A 21,427-nucleotide genomic window follows, 5' to 3' on the forward strand; every position below is an offset into this window, starting at 1 on the left:
TATCAGGTATTTATGAAAATAAAAATCAATCACAAAAAAAAGGGCATAAAAAAATCCTGTTCTTTTAAAAACAGGATTTCTGAAAAGGTGAAAAAAGTGTATTTTTCAAATCTAACTCGTTGTTTTTTATTGAATTAGGTTATTTTTGCTGTTCTGCTTTCTTGATTTCAGCAACATATTTTGTCAATTTTTTTCCATAAAGCGATTGCGCTACTTTTGGAGTCATTGATTTTTGAATCGTATCAAGAAACTTCAAATTGATATCATAAATCTCTGCTAAAGCAATATAAGGTGCTACTTCGTGATCTTTATTGTTGATGGCAAAGTTTGTAGCGTATAAATATTTTCTTTTGATGTTTGACTGTTGTTTTGCGTCAATACTGTCAACTGCTTTTTGATCTTGTCTTTTTAATGCTTTAAATTTTGATTCAACCATTGACAAGTTCTCATCTCTAAAACGAGTATTTATTTTTTGATATTCTTCATATAACTCCTGATTTTTTGAACCAGTAATTTTTGCGTTAGCAATGAAGTTGTCTAAATTGGTTTCAATATTAATATTTCCTGGTTCAGCAAAGAATAAAATGTTATTATCTAATGAATTAGTTACGCCTCTGTCTAAATATAAATACAACATTTCTGGAGATTCTAATTTTATGTCTCTTTCAAAAGCTGAGTTTCCGTCAATTTTAATGCTGTCAATGGCAACAAGAGAAGTGTCAACAACTCTTTGGATATATAAAGTTCCGGTTTTTAAACCTTTAATGTTTCCTGTGATGTGTAGGTTATCAGCGGCAGCTTCTTTTTTGCTGCAAGATGCTAATACTGTAAGGGTAACAAAAGCAATTAATGTTTTTTTCATTGGTTTTTGAGATTTTGGTGCAAAATAAAGAAAATAGTTTAAATGTAAAGAGGCAGCCGTTTTATTTTTATAAAAAAAAATAAATCCCAATCTATTTCTAAATTGGGATTTTAAAGTCGTGCAGGAAAAGGTCTTACATTGATAGATTGAATGAAGAGCCGTTTTCGTGTGTATAAGTGTAAATCGCATCGCAGTCGTTGTTTCCATAATCTACCACACCATTTAAAATACCTCCTTGTACTTTTAGTTGTCCTTTAGAAATAAATAGGCATGAGTATTTTTTAATCAATGGCTCTTTTACAGTCAAAGTAAGCATCTCTCCATTTGAAGCGGTTACTGTATGCGTACCTTCTGTAACTTCGTATACATTATCAGATAAAACAAGTGGTGTATCTACACCTGCTGTTTGTTTAGTAGTATAAATTCCAGAATTAGTATAAACGCCTCCTTGTAAATCGGTTAATTTGCCATTGGTTACCTTTCTAGTCCATTGCGGTATAGTAGGAGTAATGGTTGTATTGGTATATTCAATAGTACCTTCCAATTTGATGCCTTTTATAGAATAGTCAATTCGTTCAATTGTCATTTTGCTTCCTGTTTCAATAATTGGTCCAGAAAGTGTCACTTTTAGTTTTCCTTTTCGTGTAAGGTTGTTTGCGTCTGTGCATCCCGCAGTTCCGAAATCTGCTAGAAAAACTTTTGGATATTCTGTGCCATTTGGAGATGAAATGGTAATAGTTGCGCAAACTCCGGGAGCCGTCTCTGTCGTTTTTCCCGTTGTTGAGGTGCTTGTTGAAATTAAAAGACCGGTGCTAAGATCCATTTCGTTTGAAGTGTCTACAGCTACAGAAGCTCCGATGTTTGTTAGGTTTGTTGAAACGGTTTCTTCGTGATTATCACTTGAACAAGAAACATATAAAAGTGCTGTCGCACAAATAGCTGATAATAAAATAGCAGTTTTTTTCATAATGGGTTTTGTTTTGGATTAGATTAATAAGGCAGTCAAATGTAGCAAAAAAATAAATTACAATTAAAAAATCCTGTAAAGGTTAATTCACAGGATTTTATAACGGTTTTTCGAGAGAAAAAGTATGGTTGGTTGTATCAAAAATAGTTTTAAACTGACTTATAATAGTTGCTTTTGGCCTTTCTAATTTTTTTATATTCTTCCCAATTAAAGCGGTTTAGGAAAGTGGCTGCATTTTGAGCTCCTCTTATAAAAAGGTCGATTTTTGCATCGTCAGTCAGATTGAAGTTTAGCCAATTGTGATTTCCGGTATCAATGTATCCTATCAAATGTTTGAAGTCTGGATTCTTTTGCAGGAATTCAAAATCATAACCATAGCGTGCAGTATCAAACAATGAACCTATCAAGTTCGAAAATTTTTCATTTTTATTGATTTCGTTTTTGTCATATCCCAGTTTGATTCCAAAAGTTGGAGAAGCGGGCACGTTCATGTTTTCGTGAAAAATGTCGATTGGAAAGTTTGAAATAATACCGCCATCCATAAACATAACTTCTGAAGGGACTGATGTTCGCAGACATGTTGCATCATTCCATTTGTTCCAAGCATCAATTCCACTTGGAATATTTTTAATTTTAAAAGGAGTAAAAAATAACGGAATCGACATAGAAGCGCGAACAAAATCGGCTGGATTTTGAACGTCTGGATTCGAATAAAATAAATCAATCATTTTAGGAAAAATGATTTTGCTTTCGGTAGTGATGTCAGCAGTAATTATTGCCATTTGACTCCAATGATCTACTCGTGTATATTCTACTTTATCTCCATGATTTGGCAGGTTTATTCGGTACAGTTTGTTTTTATCTGAAATCCCTTTCTCTCTTAAGGTTCTTAAATCGGCATAATTTTTTATTCCTTTTTGCGAAAGCAGATTGGTCATCCATTGATGAAAATTATTTCCTGGATTTAATCCTAAATCATCTTTAAAATTATCTACTACCTGACAGCCTTTCATGACCAGTTTCAAATTTCCGGCATCGCTTAAAAGAGCATCAATAAACTCACGGGCATCATGATCGCCATCAACAAAATCATATAAATTTTTATTGCATAAACATTCCAGAATCCATTCTGACTTTTCCATATCACAGGTTCCTGCGGCAGCCATCAGCATGGTATTGATGCTTCCTGCTGAGGTTCCGGCAAGACTTAAAAACCGAATTCTCATTTGTTCCAAAACATACACATAGCCAACTAATGCAATTCCGAGAACACCTCCGCCTTCTTGTACAAGATCAACATATTGGCAATTATTATCGTCTATAATATCAGAGAATTTTTTGCCTTTAATCTGTTCTTTTAAATCTTTTATAATTGCTAGAACTTCCCCGTTTTCTGTAAACATTCTCTTGTCCATAATTTCTAGAATTTTAGATTTTTTTTGAATTTAATATTCTGACTATCAAATGTATGTGATGTTTGTTTTTGAGAAAAGGGGAAAATGACCCTTTTTTAAAGCGCTACTGTAGAACAAAAAAATCCTGCAAAACTTAATTTGCAGGATTTCAGAAATATTATTTTCGAATGATTATTTAATCATTTCAAAACTTCTCTTAACAAACGCAGTAAGCGCTTCACCTTTTAAAAGGTTTTGAGATAATTTAGCTAAGTCTAAAGCTTGTTTTACTAAATGTTCTTGATGCGTTTTGTCTTCAGTATTTAAGATGCTTGAAGCTAAGTCAGAATTGGTGTTTACAACCAAATTGTACATTTCTGGCATATTGCCCATTCCGAACATTCCACCTCCACCAGTTTGGCTCATTTCTTTCATTCTTCTCATAAATTCTGGCTGTGTGATTATGAAAGGAGCAGCCTGAGAATCCATAGCTTCCAACTGAACGCTGTATGCTTTTGGAATATAAGCTTCTAATGAAGTTTTTAAAGCTGCTTTTTCGTCATCAGATAATTTAGAAATAGTGTTTTCTTCTTTTTTGATTAAATTATCGATATGATCAGAGTCAACACGTACAAAAGTTACATCTTTATTATCGTTTTCAATTTTCTGAATTAAGTGTGAAATAATTGGAGAATCTAAAAGCAATACTTCGTATCCTTTTTCTTTTGCAGCTTCAATATAAGAGTGTTGTGCATCTTTGTTTCCTGCATAAAGAACTACAAGTTTACCATCTTTATCAGTTTGGTTTTCTTTTAGTTTTTCTTTTAATTCATCTAAAGTGAAATATTTGTCATCTACAGTTGGATACAAAACAAATGCGCCCGCTTTTTCGTAGAACTTCTCTTCAGAAAGCATTCCGTATTCTAAAACGATTTTAATATCGTTCCATTTTTCTTCAAAATCAGCGCGGTTTTCATTGAATAAAGCTTTCAATTTATCAGCTACTTTACGAGTAATGTAGTTCGAAATTTTCTTAACCGCACCGTCAGCCTGTAAACCAGAACGAGAAACGTTTAACGGGATATCTGGAGAATCGATCACACCTTTTAACATTGTCAAGAATTCAGGAACAATTCCTTCTACGTTATCTGTAACGTAAACTTGGTTTTGGTACAACTGAATTTTGTCTTTCTGAATCTGCATGTCGCTTCCTAATTTAGGGAAATACAGAATTCCAGTTAAGTTAAACGGATAATCTACATTTAAGTGAATGTGGAATAATGGATCCTCAAACTGCATTGGATACAATTCTCTGTAGAAGTTTTTGTAATCTTCATCAGATAATTCAGAAGGCTGTTTTGTCCAAGCTGGATTTGGGTTGTTAATGATGTTGTCAGTTTCAACAGTTTCATTAACGTAATCTTCTGGAGCATCTTCTGGTTTTGGAAGTGTTTCAGTTCTTGTTCCGAATTTAATCGGAATAGGCATGAATTTATTGTATTTGTTTAATAAGCCACTGATTTTAGAATCGTCTAAGAATTCAAGAGAGTCTTCTGCAATATGAAGAATGATTTCAGTTCCGCGTGAAGTTTTGTCAGCAGGCTCTAAAGTGAACTCAGGACTTCCGTCACATGTCCAGTGTGCAGCTGGCTCGTCTTTGTACGATTTTGTAATGATTTCAACTTTCTCAGCTACCATAAAAGCAGAGTAGAAACCAAGACCAAAATGTCCGATAATTCCAGAGTCTTTAGCAGAATCTTTGTACTTGTCTAAGAATTCTTCAGCGCCAGAAAAAGCTACTTGATTAATATATTTTTCAACTTCATCAGCTGTCATACCTAAACCTTGATCGATAATGTGGATTTTTTTAGCTTCTTTGTCCACTTTTACTTCGATAATCGGGTTTCCGTATTCAACTTTAGCTTCGCCAATGCTGATAAGATGTTTTAATTTTAAAGTAGCATCAGTACCATTAGAAACAAGCTCGCGCAAGAAAATTTCGTGGTCGCTGTATAAGAACTTTTTAATTAAGGGAAAAATGTTTTCTACTGAAACATTAATTTTACCTGTTGCCATATTTTTTAATTTTTTGATTTAAATTGATGATTTTCATTTATTCAAATAGAATACCAATTGTTTTTTGGGTGACAAAATGTCGGAAATGTTAATTTTGAAAGAAAATAAATGGATTGTAAAACAAAAAATATCTGAACGAATCGTATATTTGTGGTACAATAATTGTTAAAAAGACAAATATTAATCTAAAAAAATTGTACAAAATGAAGAAGAGTATTTTAATGTGTATGATTGCCGCTCTGTTTTTTGCGTGTAAATCATCTTCGTCCACGACAGCTTCATCTTCTGAGGCTACTACACTTTCAACTAAACTTGACAAGAAAACTCAAGTAGCTCTAAAAGGGAATTGGGTTCTAACGAATGTATCTTATCCAGGCTCAGATTATATCAAAGTGAATTCGTTTGATCTAGCAGATTCTAAATGTTTTATTGGAAGTACTTGGAGCTTTATTTCAAATAATAATAAAGGAAATATGGCTTTAACATCCCCAAGCTGTACTGGATTTTCTTCTCCAATTGTATGGAGCATCAATGATCAAGGTATGTTTGTTCTTAAAATTCTTAATGCAGGCGAAAAAGCCAAGAAAGTAAGAGATGGTTATTTACTAAAAGTTGCTGGAGTGACTGAAAATTCATTTCAGTTAGTAGACAATATCAATGTTGGAGGTCAGGTAAAAGACGTGGTCTACCAATTTCAAAGAGCTAATTAATATTTTAAAGGTATAAAAAATGAGAAAGATAACGGTTTTAGGTTTAAGTAGTTTATTGGTATTAGCTAGCTTTTTTACAAGTTGCGATTCAGTAAAAAATGCTAATAACACACAAAAAGGAGCAGGAATTGGGGCTGTAGCAGGTGGTGTTATTGGTGGTATTTTAGGAAATAATATTGGTCGAGGCGGGAACGCTGCACTAGGAGCTGTAATTGGAGCTGCTGTAGGTGGTGGAACTGGGGCTTTGATTGGTAATAAAATGGATAAACAAGCTCGTGAAATCGACCAAGCGCTTCCAGGTGCTGATGTTGAAAGAGTTGGTGAAGGAATTCACTTGACTTTGAACGAAAATGCGGTTCGTTTTGATACTAACAAATCAACTTTGACTACTCAGGCAAAAGCTAATTTAGATAAATTGATCCCTGTATTCACTGAGTACGGAGATACTAATATTGAAATTTTTGGTTATACTGACAATACAGGAAAACCAGAATATAACTTGACACTTTCAGGACAAAGAGCTGCGTCTGTTCAGGCTTATTTAGTTGCTAAAGGATTAAAAGCAAGTCGTTTCAAAACTTCAGGTTTAGGAATTGCAGATCCAATTGCAACAAATGATACTCCAGAAGGAAGAGCGCAAAACCGTCGTGTTGAATTCTCTATTACAGCAAACGACAAAATGGTAAATGACGCTAAAGTGGAAGCTGGAAAATAATTTCAAGACAAAATAAAATATAAAAAAAGCTGTTTCATAATTGAGGCAGCTTTTTTTTGACTTTAGAAATTAAACATTGTAAATTTGACGTCTCATATTACAACTCATGCTCGACATACAAAATATTTCTTTTTCGTACACCGAAAGCCCCGTTATAAAAAACATCTCTTTTTCTATTGAAAAAGGCCAGAACATTGCCATTATTGGCGAGAGTGGCTGCGGAAAAAGTACGCTGCTCAAGCTTATATATGGACTTTACGATCTGGATGAAGGAAAGATTTTTTATGAGGATAAACCAGTTTTGGGACCAAAGTTTAATTTGATTCCTGGAATGCCTTACATGAAATATCTGGCGCAGGACTTTGATTTATCTCCTTATGAAACTGTTGCAGAAAACGTTGGGAAGTTTCTATCAAATGGTTTCGCAAACATGAAAAAACTTCGTGTTCAGGAATTGTTAGAGATGGTAGAAATGGATCAGTTTTCTAATGTAAAAACAAAATTCTTAAGTGGAGGACAACAACAGAGAGTTGCTTTAGTTAGAGTTTTGGCTTTAGAACCAGAAGTGATTTTGCTAGATGAGCCATTCAGTCAGATTGATGCTTTTAGAAAAAATGCATTACGCCGTAATTTATTTCGTTACCTAAAGCAAAAAGGAATTACCTGTATTATTGCAACGCATGACAGTACTGATGCTTTGTCTTTTGCAGATCAGGCAATCGTGATGCGAAACGGAGAAGTCTTAGTAAAAGATGATCCTTCAAAAATATATGAAGATCCGCAAATTAAATATGTAGCTTCTTTGTTTGGTGAAGTAAATGAAATTCCGACTCATTTATTATTGTCTTATGAAGACGAAACTCATAAAACATTAGTATATCCGCATCAATTTAAAATGGTTTCAGAATCAAAACTGATGGTGAAAATTAGGAGAACCTATTTTAGAGGAAGCCATTATTTAATTGAAACTGTTTATAAGAGGCAATTGATTTTCTTTGAAAGTGAAATCGATTTACCGCTAGAACAAGAAGTTTTTCTTGCATTAAATTATTTATAATTTGGGAATGTGTCAATTAGAAAATTAGATAATTTCTAATTGTTAAAATAATAAACCCGACAGGTTTCAAAACTGTCGGGTTTACTTTTGGAATCAAATTGTGAATTTAGTTTTTCAGATATTTTTCTAAAAACTGATCTTGTTCCCATAATAAGTGTAGAATGTTTTCTTTAGCCACATAACTATGTGACTCTTTTGGTAGAATAACCATTCTTGCTGGCGCTCCTAAACCTTTTAAGGCTTGAAAATAACGTTCTGTCTGCAAAGTAAAAGTTCCAGGATTATTGTCTGCTTCTCCATGAACCAATAAAATTGGAGTTTTCATTTTTTCAGCATTCATAAATGGAGACATGGTATTGTAAACTTCTGGCGCTTCCCAGTAGTTTCTTTGTTCAGATTGGAATCCGAATGGTGTTAGAGTTCTGTTGTAAGCACCACTTCTTGCAATTCCGCAAGCAAAAAGATCAGAATGTGTTAATAAATTGGCCGTCATAAATGCTCCGTAAGAGTGTCCACCCACAGCCACTTTTTTACGGTTAATATATCCTAAAGCATCAACAGCATCGATCGCAGCAGCAGCATTATCAACTAACTGAGAAATAAAGTTGTCGTTTGGTTCTGTAGTTCCTTCACCAATGATAGGAAAAGCAGCATCGTCTAAAACAACATATCCTTTTGTAACCCAATATACAAATGACCCATAGTAAGGGAATGTGAATTCGTTAGAATTTTGAGTCGATTGCGAAGCGCTGTTTCTATCTTTGTATTCTGCTGGATATGCCCAGATCAATAGTGGCAGTTTTTCTTTTTTAGCTTTATCATAACCAGCAGGAAGGTATAAAGTTCCCGAAAGCTCCAATCCGTCTTTACGTTTGTATTTAATAACTTCTTTGCTAACATTTTTAATGCTTTCAAACGGATTTTTGAAATCAGTAACTTGTGTTAAGCTATTTTGTTTTTTAATATTTCTAAAATAATAATTAGGATATTCACTTTTTGACTGAATTTGAACTAAGACTTTTCCAGACTTAAAATCTTCAATTTCTAAAATATCCTCTTTTTTATCTTTATAAGGAGAGGTATAAATACGTTTTGATTTTAAAGTTTCCAGATTGAATTCGTCCACAAAAGGAAATTGTCCATTTTTAGTGTAACCTTCGCCAATTCTATACAAGTTGTTTTTTTCGACAGCTAAAACATATTTATTATAAGCATTTTTTCTTGTTTCAAAAACTCCAGGATCTGAATAAACATCTTGAGAATTTCTATCGGTAATCAATTTTGGCTGCTGACCTGGATTTGATGGATTTATTAAAAATGTTTTTGTATTTCTCGTATCGTACCATTCTTCTGAAAGAACCGCTAGATTGTCATTCCCCCAAGTAATATCGCTGAAACGCTGTGGTGTTTTTGCCAATGAAGATGCTTCTTTGTCGAAAGGTGCATCCCAAAGAAAAACTTCATCTCTAAAATCAACTTTATTTGCAGGGTCACCTTCATCTAAAGCTACAACATAAGATAACGTTGCAGGTTTGTCGTTTCTCCACGCCATTTCTCTTTTTCCTTTGCGAACAGCCATAAAACCTTTTGGCATAATTTCATTTAAAGGAACCTCGTTTACGGTTTTAATTTCTCTTCCGCTTAAATCATAAACAATTGTTTTAGACGGAAATCTATTTAATGGAACGACATAAGAAAATGGCTTTTGAATGGTTGTCAGCATAATGTAATTGCCATCTGGTGAGATTCTTTCTCCTGCAAACATAGCTGCGTCTTTATACAAAACAGCATCACCATTTAGTTTTACTTTGTATAATTCAGAAGTGATGCAGTTTTCAAAATTAGCTTCGTCATTTTTGTTTTTCAACATATCAGGATACGTTCTGTTTTGAGATTTTTCTCCTGAGGTATTCGAAATAATTGGACCAGTAGGCAGATCTTTTTTAGAGTCCAAAAGTGGCTGTCTGTTTTTAGGAAGCATTTTTACTAATATAGTTTCACTGTCCAAAAACCAGCTAAACGGATTTCCAAGATTTGCATTTACTCTAGCTTCTGTAAGCTTTTCTGCCTGAGCTGTTGCTACATCCAAAACCCAAAGCTCAACGCCAGAATTTGTAGTATGCGAGAACAAGATTTTTTTGTCATTTGGCGACCAAAGAATGTTTGTTATTTTTGGATTTTCAGGCAGTCCTTTGACCTGAATTTCTTCCTTACCACTTATTTTTCGTAGTTTTAGATTTTTTAGATAAGTTGCAGTACTTGAAATATTAGTAACAGGATTAATTCGTAAACCTGCCAAACGAACTTCGTCTTGATTGAGATCTTCGAGCGTTTTATAAGTATTGCGATACATTAGGAGCATATTTTCTTTTTTTGTATCCATAGACACAGAAGGTGCTCTTTGATAGTCTGCCAAATCCAAAATAGATTTAGAAGGTTTTTGATACGTTAGATTCTCTTGAGCAAAAGAGAAAAGACTTATATGTAAAAATAAAAACAGCGTAACCTTTAATTTCATAGTTTAAATTTTATGGGTTTGTAATAGTATTCAAAATGTTTGTCTAAAATACTTTTATGTTGTTACATCTTGTATCTGATTTTTAATTTTTTTCAATGTTTGTGTCTTAATATTGTCTTTTCAAAAAGTAAATGATGATAAGTTACCTTAGAATTAAAATATATTAAATTGCTAATAACGAAAAAAATAGTATTTTGTGTACGTATATTTTAAAGTATGCGTAAATTTGCAATCCAATTTTTTAATAAATAATAATAGATTATGTATCATTCAAAAATAGCTGGTTTAGGATATTATGTTCCTTCCAATGTCGTAACTAACGATGATTTGTCTAAGATAATGGATACCAATGATGAATGGATTCAGGAAAGAACCGGAATTCAAGAAAGAAGACACATCATTCGTGGAGAAGACACTACGACTTCAATGGGAGTAAAAGCAGCTAAAATTGCAATAGAGCGTTCTGGTGTTGCCAAAGAAGATATTGATTTTGTAGTTTTTGCTACATTAAGTCCAGATTATTATTTTCCAGGACCAGGTGTTTTGGTTCAAAGAGATTTAGGTTTAAGAACGGTTGGTGCATTAGATGTTAGAAATCAATGTTCTGGTTTTGTTTACGCAATTTCTGTTGCAGACCAGTATATTAAAACTGGAATGTATAAAAATATTTTGGTAATTGGTTCTGAGGTTCACTCTACAGGATTAGACATGACAACTCGTGGACGTGGAGTTTCAGTAATTTTTGGAGATGGAGCAGGAGCAGCGGTTTTAAGCCGTGAAGAAGATTTGACCAAAGGAATTTTGTCAACTCATTTACATTCTGAAGGACAACACGCTGAAGAATTGGCATTGCAAGCACCAGGAATGGGAGCACGCTGGGTAACAGATATTATTGCGGACAATGATCCAAACGACGAAAGTTATTATCCTTATATGAATGGGCAGTTTGTATTTAAAAATGCTGTAGTTCGTTTTGCTGAAGTAATCAATGAAGGATTAGAAGCAAATGGATTGCAGGTTTCAGATATTGATATGCTAATTCCGCATCAGGCAAACTTGAGAATTTCGCAATTCATTCAAAATAAATTCAAATTAACAGACGATCAGGTTCATAACAATATTCAGAAATACGGAAATACAACAGCAGCGTCTATTCCGATTGCTCTGACAGAAGCTTGGGAACAAGGAAAAATCAAATCTGGAGATACTGTTGTTTTAGCAGCTTTCGGAAGTGGTTTCACTTGGGCTAGTGCTATCATTAAATGGTAAAATAATCATCTTACATTATATTTTTTTTAAAACCTGCTTCTTATTTGGAGCAGGTTTTTTTATACAGATTTGTCAGGCTGAGCGGAGTCGAAGCCCACGTTTCAATAGGAGCGCCCTTCGACTCCGCTCAGGGAGACAAATCTTTGACGATAACATGTGATTGATTTCTATTTGTCAGGCTGAGCGAAGTCGAAGCCCCGTTCCAATTGGCACGCTCTTCTATTTAATATTTTTGAATTAAATTTCTTACTTTTATTTGCAAAATAGAAATTATGAAAAGATATTACGTTTACATATTGAAATGCTCTGATGGAAGTTATTACACAGGAATGACAAATGATATAAATAGAAGATTAAATGAGCATAATTATGGGTTAAATAAAGAAAGCTATACTTTTAATAAACGACCTTTAGAGTTAGTGTTTTGCACAGAGTTTAATGACGTTATCCAAGCAATAGCATTTGAAAAACAAGTAAAAGGCTGGAGTAGAAAAAAGAAAGAAGCTATAATAAAAGATAAATGGGAGGATTTGAAAAAACTTTCTCAATGTTTGAATAAAACAACTCATGAAAATTTTAATAAAAAGGATGTTTAGTAGTAAATTAGCAGTCGATTTTGCTCAGTAGAACACAAGCTATTTGTCAGGCTGAGCGGAGTCGAAGCTCACGTTCCAACAGGAGCGCCCTTCGACTCCGCTCAGGGAGACAAAGATTGAACATAATTGTTTTGAAGTTTGTAAGGCTGAGTGAAACGAAAGCCCTTTTAATAAAATCAAAATGAAAAAAAATCAACTAGAAATAGCTTGTTTTAATTATGAATCGGCATTAATTGCTCAAGCAAATGGTGCGGACAGAATTGAGCTATGTGAAAACATGAAACTGGGAGGAACAACGCCAAACTCAATTTTAGTGGTAAAAGTCCGTGAAAGTTTAAATATAAAAATGCATGTTATTATAAGACCTCGAGGTGGCGATTTTGTTTATTCGGATGAAGAGCTTACCGAAATGAAGCAAGATATTAAACACTATAAAAAGCTGGGTGTTGACGGTTTTGTTTTTGGAATTTTAAAGGAAAACGGAAAAGTCAATAAAAAGCAGAATAAAGAATTGGTACATCTAGCGCATCCGCTATCATGTACTTTTCATCGTGCTTTTGACGTAGTTAAAAATCCAGAAAAATCGCTTGAATCTATTATTGACTGTGGTTTCAAAACAATTCTGACTTCTGGTCAAGGAGTAAATGTTGAAGAAGGAATTGTTGCTTTAGAAAGACTTCAAGAACTAGCTGGCGATAGAATAGAAATTATGCCTGGAGGCGGTTTGCGATCTTCGAATATAAAATTACTGCAAGAAAAATTAGATCTGACTTTTTATCATTCGTCTGCAATCACCGATAATTCTGAAATTGCCAATCCAGAAGAAATAAAAGAATTACGCAATTTTTTATAGACTAAAGTTTGTTGAGGAGATATTCCAAGCGACTTAAATTTAATCTGTGTAAATCTGCGTAAAAAATTGTTCTCAAAAGTATTTCACGCAGATCTGTACAGATTTCAGCAGATTAAATTAGATTTTATTTGTTAAGTAAAACTTTTTCTATTTTTAGTAGAATTAAACACAACAAAAAAAGTCTGGAGTTGGCAAGCTCCAGACTTTTTTTCTACAAGAAATTATTTAAAAATTATTTAAAAAACCTTCTCAGACGAGATTAGAACATTCCGCCTCCGCCTTTGTTAGTATTGTCGTCCCTTTGTTTACGCTGTAAATTTTTGATTTTTCCACCTCCAAAGTTGTAAGTCAAACCTAAATAAACTGTTCTGCTTTCCCAAGAAAACTGACCTGTTTGAGGATAAGGATAAATTCCGTCAAAAGCATATTTCATTGTCTTGAAGACATCATTAAAACGTACACTAATGTTCATTTTGTTGTCTAGCAATGTGTAACGTGAACCAATATCCATTTTGTACATTTCATGTCTATTTTGCTGTACATCTTCAACTGGTCCTCTGTAAAAACCGAATAGCAAGAAACTTAAACGTTTTGTAGGTTTAAAGTTAGAGTTCATACGAGCGTTAAAAGCTGTAGTTGTTACACTGCGTTCAGTACCAGTTGGCTTATTAATTTCAAAAACTACACCTTGTTGTTTGATACTTGAAAAATCAATAGATGGCTGAATATCCCACCATTTTGTCAATTTATAATTTAATGAAACATCAAAACCATAAGCACTGTTGTGATCATAATTTGTATAGCTCAGTATTTGTTTGTATCCAGATGGATCATTTGGGTCTGGACTCAAAGTTCTGCTAATTTGATCATTTATGCTTCTTACGAAAACACCTGCAGTTACGCTACCTTTATCAAGAGTTTTAGTGTAATTTACTTCTACTGAGTTTGTAAATTGAGGTCTTAATTCTGGGTTTCCGTATGAAGTTACTAATGGAGTTGAGAATTCACGAATTGGTTTAGTTTGCTCTATACTTGGACGGTCAACACGACGGCTATAGCTTAATTGAAGAACATTTTTTTCATTCAAATTATAAGTCAAATAAGCTGATGGATATAAAGTAATATAATCATCATTAAATTTATCTTGACCATGGTTTAGATTAGCTTGAACTTTATAGCTTTCAAAACGAGTTCCTAATTGATAACTGAATTTTTTGAACTTTTGACCAAAAGTCACGTAAGCTGAATAAATATCAGTGTCATAAGTATAATTCGAAATTCTTTCGTCAACAGGTACTAAAGGATTACCTGTGTTGTAATCATTATTTGTTCTAGTAATTCTTGCTTCAGCACCAGCTTCAAGCGTAGTTTTGTCATTCAACGGATTTACGTAATCAACATTTATTGTGCTTAATTTTCTTTGATCACCAATTTGATCGCTATAAATTACACTGTTTGAAGTGTTGTCAGGTCTTGTTGTATTGGTGTCAAAACTAGCATTTTGATTTGATTTCGTATCACTGTAATTACCTTCAAAATCTAAAGTGTGTCCTTCTTTTTTAAAAATATGTTTGTATGCCAAATTGTAAGTTCCGGTTTTTGTTGGCCCTTTGTAAAGTGAATTTTGGTAAATGTTTAAAATATCTGGATCGCCATTGTTGTAATCAATATTGGTAATTACATTTCCGTTTCCAGTTGATTTATTTTGATTGGTGTAGAAAGACAGAGTGTTTTTGTCATTAATTAAATAATCCATTCCTAACTTGTATAAGTAATTATCATTTTCGTTAGAAATTTTTAAATTCTGTTCTACATCCTGATCCAATCTTTGAATTCTTCCTTTATTGTAATACGTCCCGAAGTTTTGACCTCCATTTCCGAAGAAATTCACTTTTCCAGTTTTGTAGTTCAGATCAAGTGACTGATTGTATTTTGCAGTTTCTCCAAAAGTAATACCTCCACTGTAGCTTCCGTTGAAACCAGTGTTGGCACTTTTATGTAATACAATATTGATGATTCCAGACATTCCTTCTGGATTGTATTTTGCGCTTGGATTTGTAATCAGCTCAACTTTTTTGATAGAAGTTGATGGAATTTGTTTCAATAATTGAGCAGGATCAATATTAGATGGACGTCCGTCAATTAAGACACGTACATTGTCATTTCCGCGAAGCGAAAGTTTTCCGTCTTGATCCACATTCACAGATGGAATATTGCTCATGATATCAGAAGCAGAAGCTCCAGCCGTTGTCAAATCTTTACCAACAGTAATTACTTTACGGTCAATTTTTTGTTCAATTGTTGAACGCTCGGCAACAATGTTTACACCTTTTAACTGAGTTGCTTCTTCTTCAAGAGAAACATTTACAGTTGCTGTTTTTCTGTTTTCACTTAAAATTACAGAACCAATGTATTTTTTGAATCCGATATACTGGATTTCTATTGTATAATTTTTTAAAGCAATATTTTTAAAAGAAAAGTCTCCGTTATCGTCTGTGTTTACGCCAGAAACCACTTTTCCATTTTCTTTAAGCGAAACAGTGGCATAAGAAATGGGCGCGTTGTTTGACTTCTCGGTAATTTTTCCAGAAACACTTCCGGTATTCTGGGCCTGTGCAGTTGCAATTATTCCTAATAACGCAAACAGAAAGAATTTTAATTTCATGATTTTTTTACTGATTATTTTTTGATTTGATTGATGATGATTTCGTTTTGTTAGTTTTTTTCTTTTTTGTTTTTCCTGACTTCAAAAAAAATTAAAGTCTCTATTAAGACTCTTTTACAGTCGATATGTTACAAGAAATTTCAAAAAAAAGCATATTTTTTTTCTCATACGCTGTTTTGTAATAGATTAGCCTTTTGATTTTTTGATAATTTTAACAATTAATATTTGCGCTTTTTTGTCAAATTAAAACTCTTTTCTTGAATTTAATATGTTTTTGATTTTCTGTAATTGATGAATAAGCAGTATCTTTGCTCACTTTAAAATAAGTTTACATGTCATTATCACAAATTCTTACACCTTCTATACAAAAAGCAATACAAGCATTATTTGATGTTACTGTTGAGAAAATCGAGTTCCAAACTACTAGAAAAGAGTTTGAAGGAGATATTACGATGGTAATTTTTCCTTTGCTGAAAGTGATTAAAAGTAATCCGGCTGAATTGGGAAATAAAATTGGAAATTATCTAGTAGAAAATGTTTCTGAAGTTGCTCGCTTTAATGTAGTTTCTGGTTTCTTGAATATTGTAATTTCAGACAGTTATTATGTAAATTTCTTTAATGGAATAAAAGAGCAGAAACAATTCGGTTTTGTGGCTCCAAATCCAGAAGAAAAAGCAGTTATGGTAGAATATTCTTCTCCAAATACCAATAAACCGTTGCATTTAGGACATGTTCGTAACAATTTGTTAGGATATTCTGTTGCAGAGATTTTAAAAGCTTCGGGTAAAAAAGTGTATAAAACGCAAATTATCAACGATAGAGGAATCCATATCTGTAAATCGATGTTGGCTTGGGAAAAATTCGGAAACGGAGAAACGCCTGAAACTTCTGGTTTAAAAGGAGATAAACTAGTTGGTAAATACTACGTTGAGTTTGACAAAGCCTACAAAAATGAAATTAATGGTTTAATCGAAACTGGCAAAACAGAAGAAGAAGCAAAAAAGCAAGCGCCGATTATCATCGAAGCGCAAGATATGCTTAAGAAATGGGAAGCTGGAGATGAAAAAGTGATTGCCCTTTGGAAAAAAATGAACGAATGGGTTTATGAAGGTTTTGCAACGACTTACACTAATCTTGGAGTTAATTTTGATAAATATTACTACGAAAGCAACACTTATCTTTTAGGAAAAGATGTTGTTCAAGTAGGTTTAGATAAAGGCGTTTTTGAAAAAGATCCAGACGGTTCTGTTTGGATTGATTTGACAGACGAAGGTCTTGACCGAAAAATCGTTTTGCGTTCTGACGGAACAGCGGTTTACATGACACAAGATATCGGGACCGCAATTCAGCGTGTTAAAGATATGCCAGATGTTGGTGGAATGGTTTATACTGTAGGAAATGAGCAAGATTATCACTTCAAAGTTTTATTCTTAATCCTAAAAAAATTAGGTTTCGACTGGGCTTCAAGTCTATATCACCTATCATACGGAATGGTAGATTTGCCATCTGGAAAAATGAAAAGCCGTGAAGGAACTGTTGTAGATGCGGATGATTTGATGCAAGATATGACAGATACAGCAAAACAAATTTCAGAAGATTTAGGAAAATTAGATAGCTATTCTGCAGAAGAGAAAGCGAAGTTGTACAAAACAATTGGTTTAGGAGCTTTGAAATATTACATCTTGAAAGTAGATCCTAAAAAACGTATCTTATTTAACCCAGAAGAATCTGTAGATTTTGCTGGAAATACAGGCCCGTTTATTCAATATACATACGCGAGAATTCAGTCAATTATTCGTAAGGCAGATTTTGATTTTTCTAACAAAATCGAAATTGAAGAATTGCATGAGAAAGAGAAAGAATTGGTAAAACAAATTGAGCTTTTCCCAGAAGTAATTCAGAACGCGGCTCAAAATCATAGTCCAGCATTAATTGCCAATTATACTTATGACTTAGTAAAAGAGTATAATTCTTTTTATCAATCGGTACATATTTTAGGAGAAGTTGATCTTACAAAAAAAATATTCAGAGTACAGCTTTCTCAAAAAGTTGCTGAAGTTATTAAATCTGCATTCCAATTATTAGGTATTGAAGTTCCTGAGAGAATGTAAGAAATTAAAATAGAATTAAAGAAGAGGCCAATAGTTTTTAGACTATTGGCCTTTTTTGTTGTTTTTTTGGCTTCTACGGCACAAGCGTGCTAAGAAACTTAAATAATTTTACAATGGCTTTTGTAAGAATTACAATGCAAGTGATAAAGTTATAAGTCAATTCTTCTAATATTCATTTTTAGCTATTTTGAATTAGTACGCTTTTAGTGAAAGATGATAGAGATAAAGAAAACCGTCTAATTTATTGGATGGTTTTTATTATTAATGGCATTTCTAGTTCTAGTTTTCTTCTTAAATACCTTTCTTTTTTTATAGTTCTACTTTGAAATTAATTTTATTTTGTAGTATTAAGCTTGTAATTTTTAATGTTAAAAGTAGTTTTATACTTGTTAAAATTATTTTAATTTTTTAAGTTCGCCCCCTATAATTAAAAAACAAAATAATGAAACAAAAATTAAAAGGATTAGTGTTGTTGGCTTTCGTGCTGATTTCACAATTATTTTTTGCTCAGGAAAAAATGATTTCAGGTACTGTAACAGATGCCTCAGGATCAATTCCTAACGCGAATATCGTTGTAAAAGGCACAAAAAATGGGGTACAGTCAGATTTTGATGGAAAGTATAAGATTAAAGCTAAAACTGGAGATGTTTTAGTTTTTTCATACATGGGTATGAAAGATTTTTCTGCTGTTGTTGGAGCGTCTACAACTATTAATGTCAAAATGCAAGAAGATGGTAAAGAACTAGACGAAGTTGTAGTTGTTGCATTTGGAACACAAAAGAAACAAGAAATAACAGGAGCTGTTTCTAAAATTGATTCAAAAATGTTAGAAACTTCTCAGACATCTAATGCGATACAGTCATTAACCGGAAAAGTTGCTGGTGTACAAATTAGCGCAAATTCAGGTCAGCCTGGAGATGCTCCCCAAGTACGATTTAGAGGTATTGGTTCTATTTCATCTTCAAATGCTCCTTTATATGTGGTAGACGGAATACCATTTAATGGAGATATCAACTCGATATCAACCCAGGATATTGAATCAATTAGCTTTTTAAAGGATGCATCATCCAATGCACTTTATGGAAGTAGAGGGGCAAACGGAGTAATAATTGTTACAACCAAAAAAGGAAAGAAAGGGCAATTGACAGTTACTTATGAAACTAAAATTGGAGTTAATTCGCGTGCTGTGCCCGAATATGATATGATTAAAAGTCCAGCTGATTATTATAAAGCAGTATATAATAGAGTTAAGAATGGTTTAATTTATCAAGGACAAACGCCAGTTAATGCTTCAAATACAGCGGCTCAAAATTTAATTGTAGGAGATACTTATTCTCTTGGATATAATAATTATAATGTAGCCAATAGTCAAATTATAAATCCAGCAACAGGAGAAATTAATCCAGATGCCAAGTTGCTGTATCACGACAATTGGTCTAAAGCATTATTTAGAGATGCTATAAGACAAGAACAATATTTAAGTTTATCAGGAAGTACAGATAATCTTAACTCTTATTTGTCAATTGGTTATTTATCAGATGATGGTTATACTATCAATTCGAATTTTGAGCGTGTAACTTTGAGAGCCAACGTAGATTATACTGTTTCTAGTAAAGTAAAAATAGGAACAAATGTAAATTACGCACATTCAAATCAAAATGCTCCAATTTCAAATACGTCATCTTCAACTTATAGTAATTTATTTAGTTGGGCTCGTAATATCGCTCCCATATATCCTATTTGGCAAAGAGATGCAAGTGGTAATATGATTTATAATGAAGATGGCTCTAAATCTTATGATTTTAATCAACAAGGAGATAGACCATATGGGTCGAATTTGAATCCCTATGCTACTACATTGTTAAATACTAAATTAAATGAAGAAAATAAATTTGGTGCTAGAGCTTACATTTCTATAGATTTCTTAAAAGATTTTAATTTTAGATATAATATTGGATATGATTTATTGTCTGGTTATTACTTAACAAGCACAACAGGTGAAGGGGGAGATGATATGGGAGTTAATGGTAGAATAGGAACAGCTACTAAAAACCAATATACATTAACGAATCAGCAATTATTATCTTGGAAAAAAACTTTTGGAGAGCATGCACTAGATGTATTAATTGGACATGAATCATCTGATTTTACTTCAAAAATGCTAGCGGGACAAAAAAGTAATGTGGTGATATCTAATTTGCCAATCATTAGTAATGCTACTAAATATGGTTACTTGGATGGTTATAATGATCTATATAAAGTAGAAGGCTATTTTTCAAGATTAAACTATAATTACAAAAACAAATACTTTGTTAACGGAAGCTTTCGAAGAGACGGATCTTCAGTATTTGCTCCAGAAAACAGATGGGGAAATTTCTACGGATTTGGAGCCGCATGGTCTGTGATTAAAGAATCATTTTTTCCTAAAACAAAATGGATCACAGATTTTAGAATAAAAGGTAGCTACGGTGAGCAAGGGAATGACAATATAAATTATCCGGTTACTTCACAAATTAGCCATCGCAGTTATTTTGGAAGTTTAAGAAACTATTATGCTTATGAAACTCAATACGAAGTAGTGCCTGACTCTGAAGGTAATGCAAGTGTTTTAAATGTTTTTGAAGCAGATAAAAGTGTTAAATGGGAGAAATCTAAGAACTTAAACGCAGGATTTGATATTACCTTATTTGATAGAATTTCTATCGAAGCTGAATATTTTGAAAGAAATGTTAGTGATTTGATATACAATTTTCCTATCGCTTTGTCTACAGGAACGTCATTTGTTTCTAAAAATATTGGAGACATGGGAAATAAAGGGGTAGAGTTAAATTTAGGCGTTGATATTGTTAAAAATAAAAATGTTGACTTCAATATTTGGGCTAATGCAACAAGTTATAAAAATAAGATAACGTCGTTACCAAAAGCATTTACAGATGGAATTTATCGTTTTGAAGTTGGAGCGCCTGCTTATTCATACTTTTTAAGAGAATTTGCTGGAGTGGATAAGACAAATGGTGATGCATTATGGTATAAAGATGAGAAAGATGCTAATGGTAACTTAACAGGAAACAAAGTAACTACGAATGTCTTTGGAGATGCTACAACATATTTGAGTAAAAAAGATGCCAATCCAGATATATATGGTGGATTTGGAACTTTATTTAGATATAAAAATATTACGATTCAAGCTAGTTTTGCTTATCAATTTGGGGGTTATATGTATGATGGCGTTTACCAATCTGCAATGTATTCGGGGTCTGATAATATAGGTCAGAATTATCATAAAGATGTAACAAAAGCATGGACAATTGATAATCCTACTTCAAACATACCAAGAATAGATCATATATCAATTTATCAAATGGGGAATTCAGATTATTTCTTAATAAAATCTGATTACATAAGCCTTCAAGATGTTTCGATAGGGTATAACTATAATGACGAATGGCTTAGAGATTTAGGTATACAATCTACAAAATTTACTTTGATGGGATCAAATCTTGCTTTATGGTCTAATAGAACAGGAATGGATCCTAGACTAAATAGATTAGGAGAAAGAGTAAATAATGGACAATCTCTTAATGTGTATGGTGTAATGAGAAGTGTTTCATTTGGTTTAACAGTAAATTTTTAA

Annotated in this window: 14 protein-coding genes; 8 read left to right on the forward strand and 6 right to left on the reverse strand. The window is 32.9% G+C overall.

The annotated features are described in order from the left end of the window. Nucleotides 1-139: 139 nt before the first annotated feature. The 4 genes from DM397_RS22550 to htpG all read right to left on the reverse strand — a co-directional run bounded on the left by DM397_RS22550 (nt 140) and on the right by htpG (nt 5,299). The gene (locus DM397_RS22550) at nt 140-862 is read right to left on the reverse strand and encodes a DUF4369 domain-containing protein (protein ID WP_111380293.1); all 723 of its coding nucleotides are present in this window, start codon (nt 860-862) and stop codon (nt 140-142) included. A 133-nt stretch (nt 863-995) separates the two neighbouring features. Next, the gene (locus DM397_RS22555; protein ID WP_111379923.1) at nt 996-1,829 is read right to left on the reverse strand and encodes a hypothetical protein; all 834 of its coding nucleotides are present in this window, start codon (nt 1,827-1,829) and stop codon (nt 996-998) included. 149 nt (nt 1,830-1,978) lie between these two features. Next, nucleotides 1,979-3,244: a patatin-like phospholipase family protein gene (locus DM397_RS22560; RefSeq protein WP_111379925.1), complete on the reverse strand. Its 1,266-nt coding sequence runs from the start codon at nt 3,242-3,244 to the stop codon at nt 1,979-1,981. Between the two features lie 171 nt (nt 3,245-3,415). Continuing rightward, nucleotides 3,416-5,299 carry a molecular chaperone HtpG gene (gene htpG, locus DM397_RS22565; protein WP_111379927.1) on the reverse strand — a complete coding sequence of 628 codons (1,884 nt, stop codon included), beginning with the start codon at nt 5,297-5,299 and terminating at the stop codon, nt 3,416-3,418. Between the two features lie 203 nt (nt 5,300-5,502). Between htpG and DM397_RS22570 the strand changes: the two genes are divergently transcribed. The 3 genes from DM397_RS22570 (at nt 5,503) to DM397_RS22580 (ending at nt 7,781) form a co-directional block, all read left to right on the forward strand. After that, nucleotides 5,503-6,009 (forward strand): lipocalin family protein, encoded by a 507-nt coding sequence (locus DM397_RS22570; protein WP_111379929.1) that lies wholly within the window; start codon nt 5,503-5,505, stop codon nt 6,007-6,009. Between the two features lie 19 nt (nt 6,010-6,028). Beyond that, nucleotides 6,029-6,724 (forward strand): OmpA family protein, encoded by a 696-nt coding sequence (locus DM397_RS22575; RefSeq protein WP_111379931.1) that lies wholly within the window; start codon nt 6,029-6,031, stop codon nt 6,722-6,724. A 106-nt stretch (nt 6,725-6,830) separates the two neighbouring features. Further along, the gene (locus DM397_RS22580) at nt 6,831-7,781 is read left to right on the forward strand and encodes an ABC transporter ATP-binding protein (protein WP_111379933.1); all 951 of its coding nucleotides are present in this window, start codon (nt 6,831-6,833) and stop codon (nt 7,779-7,781) included. 106 nt (nt 7,782-7,887) lie between these two features. Here DM397_RS22580 and DM397_RS22585 read toward each other — a convergent pair whose 3' ends face one another. Beyond that, nucleotides 7,888-10,299, reverse strand: a complete 2,412-nt coding sequence (locus DM397_RS22585; RefSeq protein ID WP_111379935.1) for a S9 family peptidase — start codon at nt 10,297-10,299, stop codon at nt 7,888-7,890. A gap of 261 nt (nt 10,300-10,560) precedes the next feature. Between DM397_RS22585 and DM397_RS22590 the strand changes: the two genes are divergently transcribed. The 3 genes from DM397_RS22590 to DM397_RS22600 all read left to right on the forward strand — a co-directional run bounded on the left by DM397_RS22590 (nt 10,561) and on the right by DM397_RS22600 (nt 13,017). Next, nucleotides 10,561-11,568, forward strand: a complete 1,008-nt coding sequence (locus DM397_RS22590; protein WP_111379936.1) for a 3-oxoacyl-ACP synthase III family protein — start codon at nt 10,561-10,563, stop codon at nt 11,566-11,568. Between the two features lie 272 nt (nt 11,569-11,840). Next, nucleotides 11,841-12,164, forward strand: a complete 324-nt coding sequence (locus tag DM397_RS22595; RefSeq protein ID WP_111379938.1) for a GIY-YIG nuclease family protein — start codon at nt 11,841-11,843, stop codon at nt 12,162-12,164. 181 nt (nt 12,165-12,345) lie between these two features. Further along, entirely contained in the window at nt 12,346-13,017 is a 672-nt protein-coding gene (locus tag DM397_RS22600; RefSeq protein WP_111379940.1) for a copper homeostasis protein CutC, read from the forward strand. Between the two features lie 259 nt (nt 13,018-13,276). On the opposite strand, the gene DM397_RS22605 is transcribed toward DM397_RS22600, so the two are convergent. After that, complete coding sequence (locus DM397_RS22605) at nt 13,277-15,682, reverse strand: TonB-dependent receptor domain-containing protein (RefSeq protein WP_111379941.1); 2,406 nt, start codon at nt 15,680-15,682, stop codon at nt 13,277-13,279. A gap of 332 nt (nt 15,683-16,014) precedes the next feature. Here DM397_RS22605 and argS point away from each other — a divergent pair, with 332 nt between their 5' ends. Together argS and DM397_RS22615 are read left to right on the forward strand one after the other, a co-directional pair. Next, complete coding sequence (gene argS / locus DM397_RS22610) at nt 16,015-17,793, forward strand: arginine--tRNA ligase (protein WP_111379943.1); 1,779 nt, start codon at nt 16,015-16,017, stop codon at nt 17,791-17,793. 442 nt (nt 17,794-18,235) lie between these two features. Next, on the forward strand, nt 18,236-21,427 hold the full coding sequence (locus tag DM397_RS22615) for a SusC/RagA family TonB-linked outer membrane protein (RefSeq protein WP_111379945.1): 3,192 nt from the start codon (nt 18,236-18,238) through the stop codon (nt 21,425-21,427).

It is taken from the genome of Flavobacterium nitrogenifigens, assembly GCF_003254565.1.
Classification (GTDB): Bacteria; Bacteroidota; Bacteroidia; order Flavobacteriales; family Flavobacteriaceae; genus Flavobacterium; species Flavobacterium nitrogenifigens.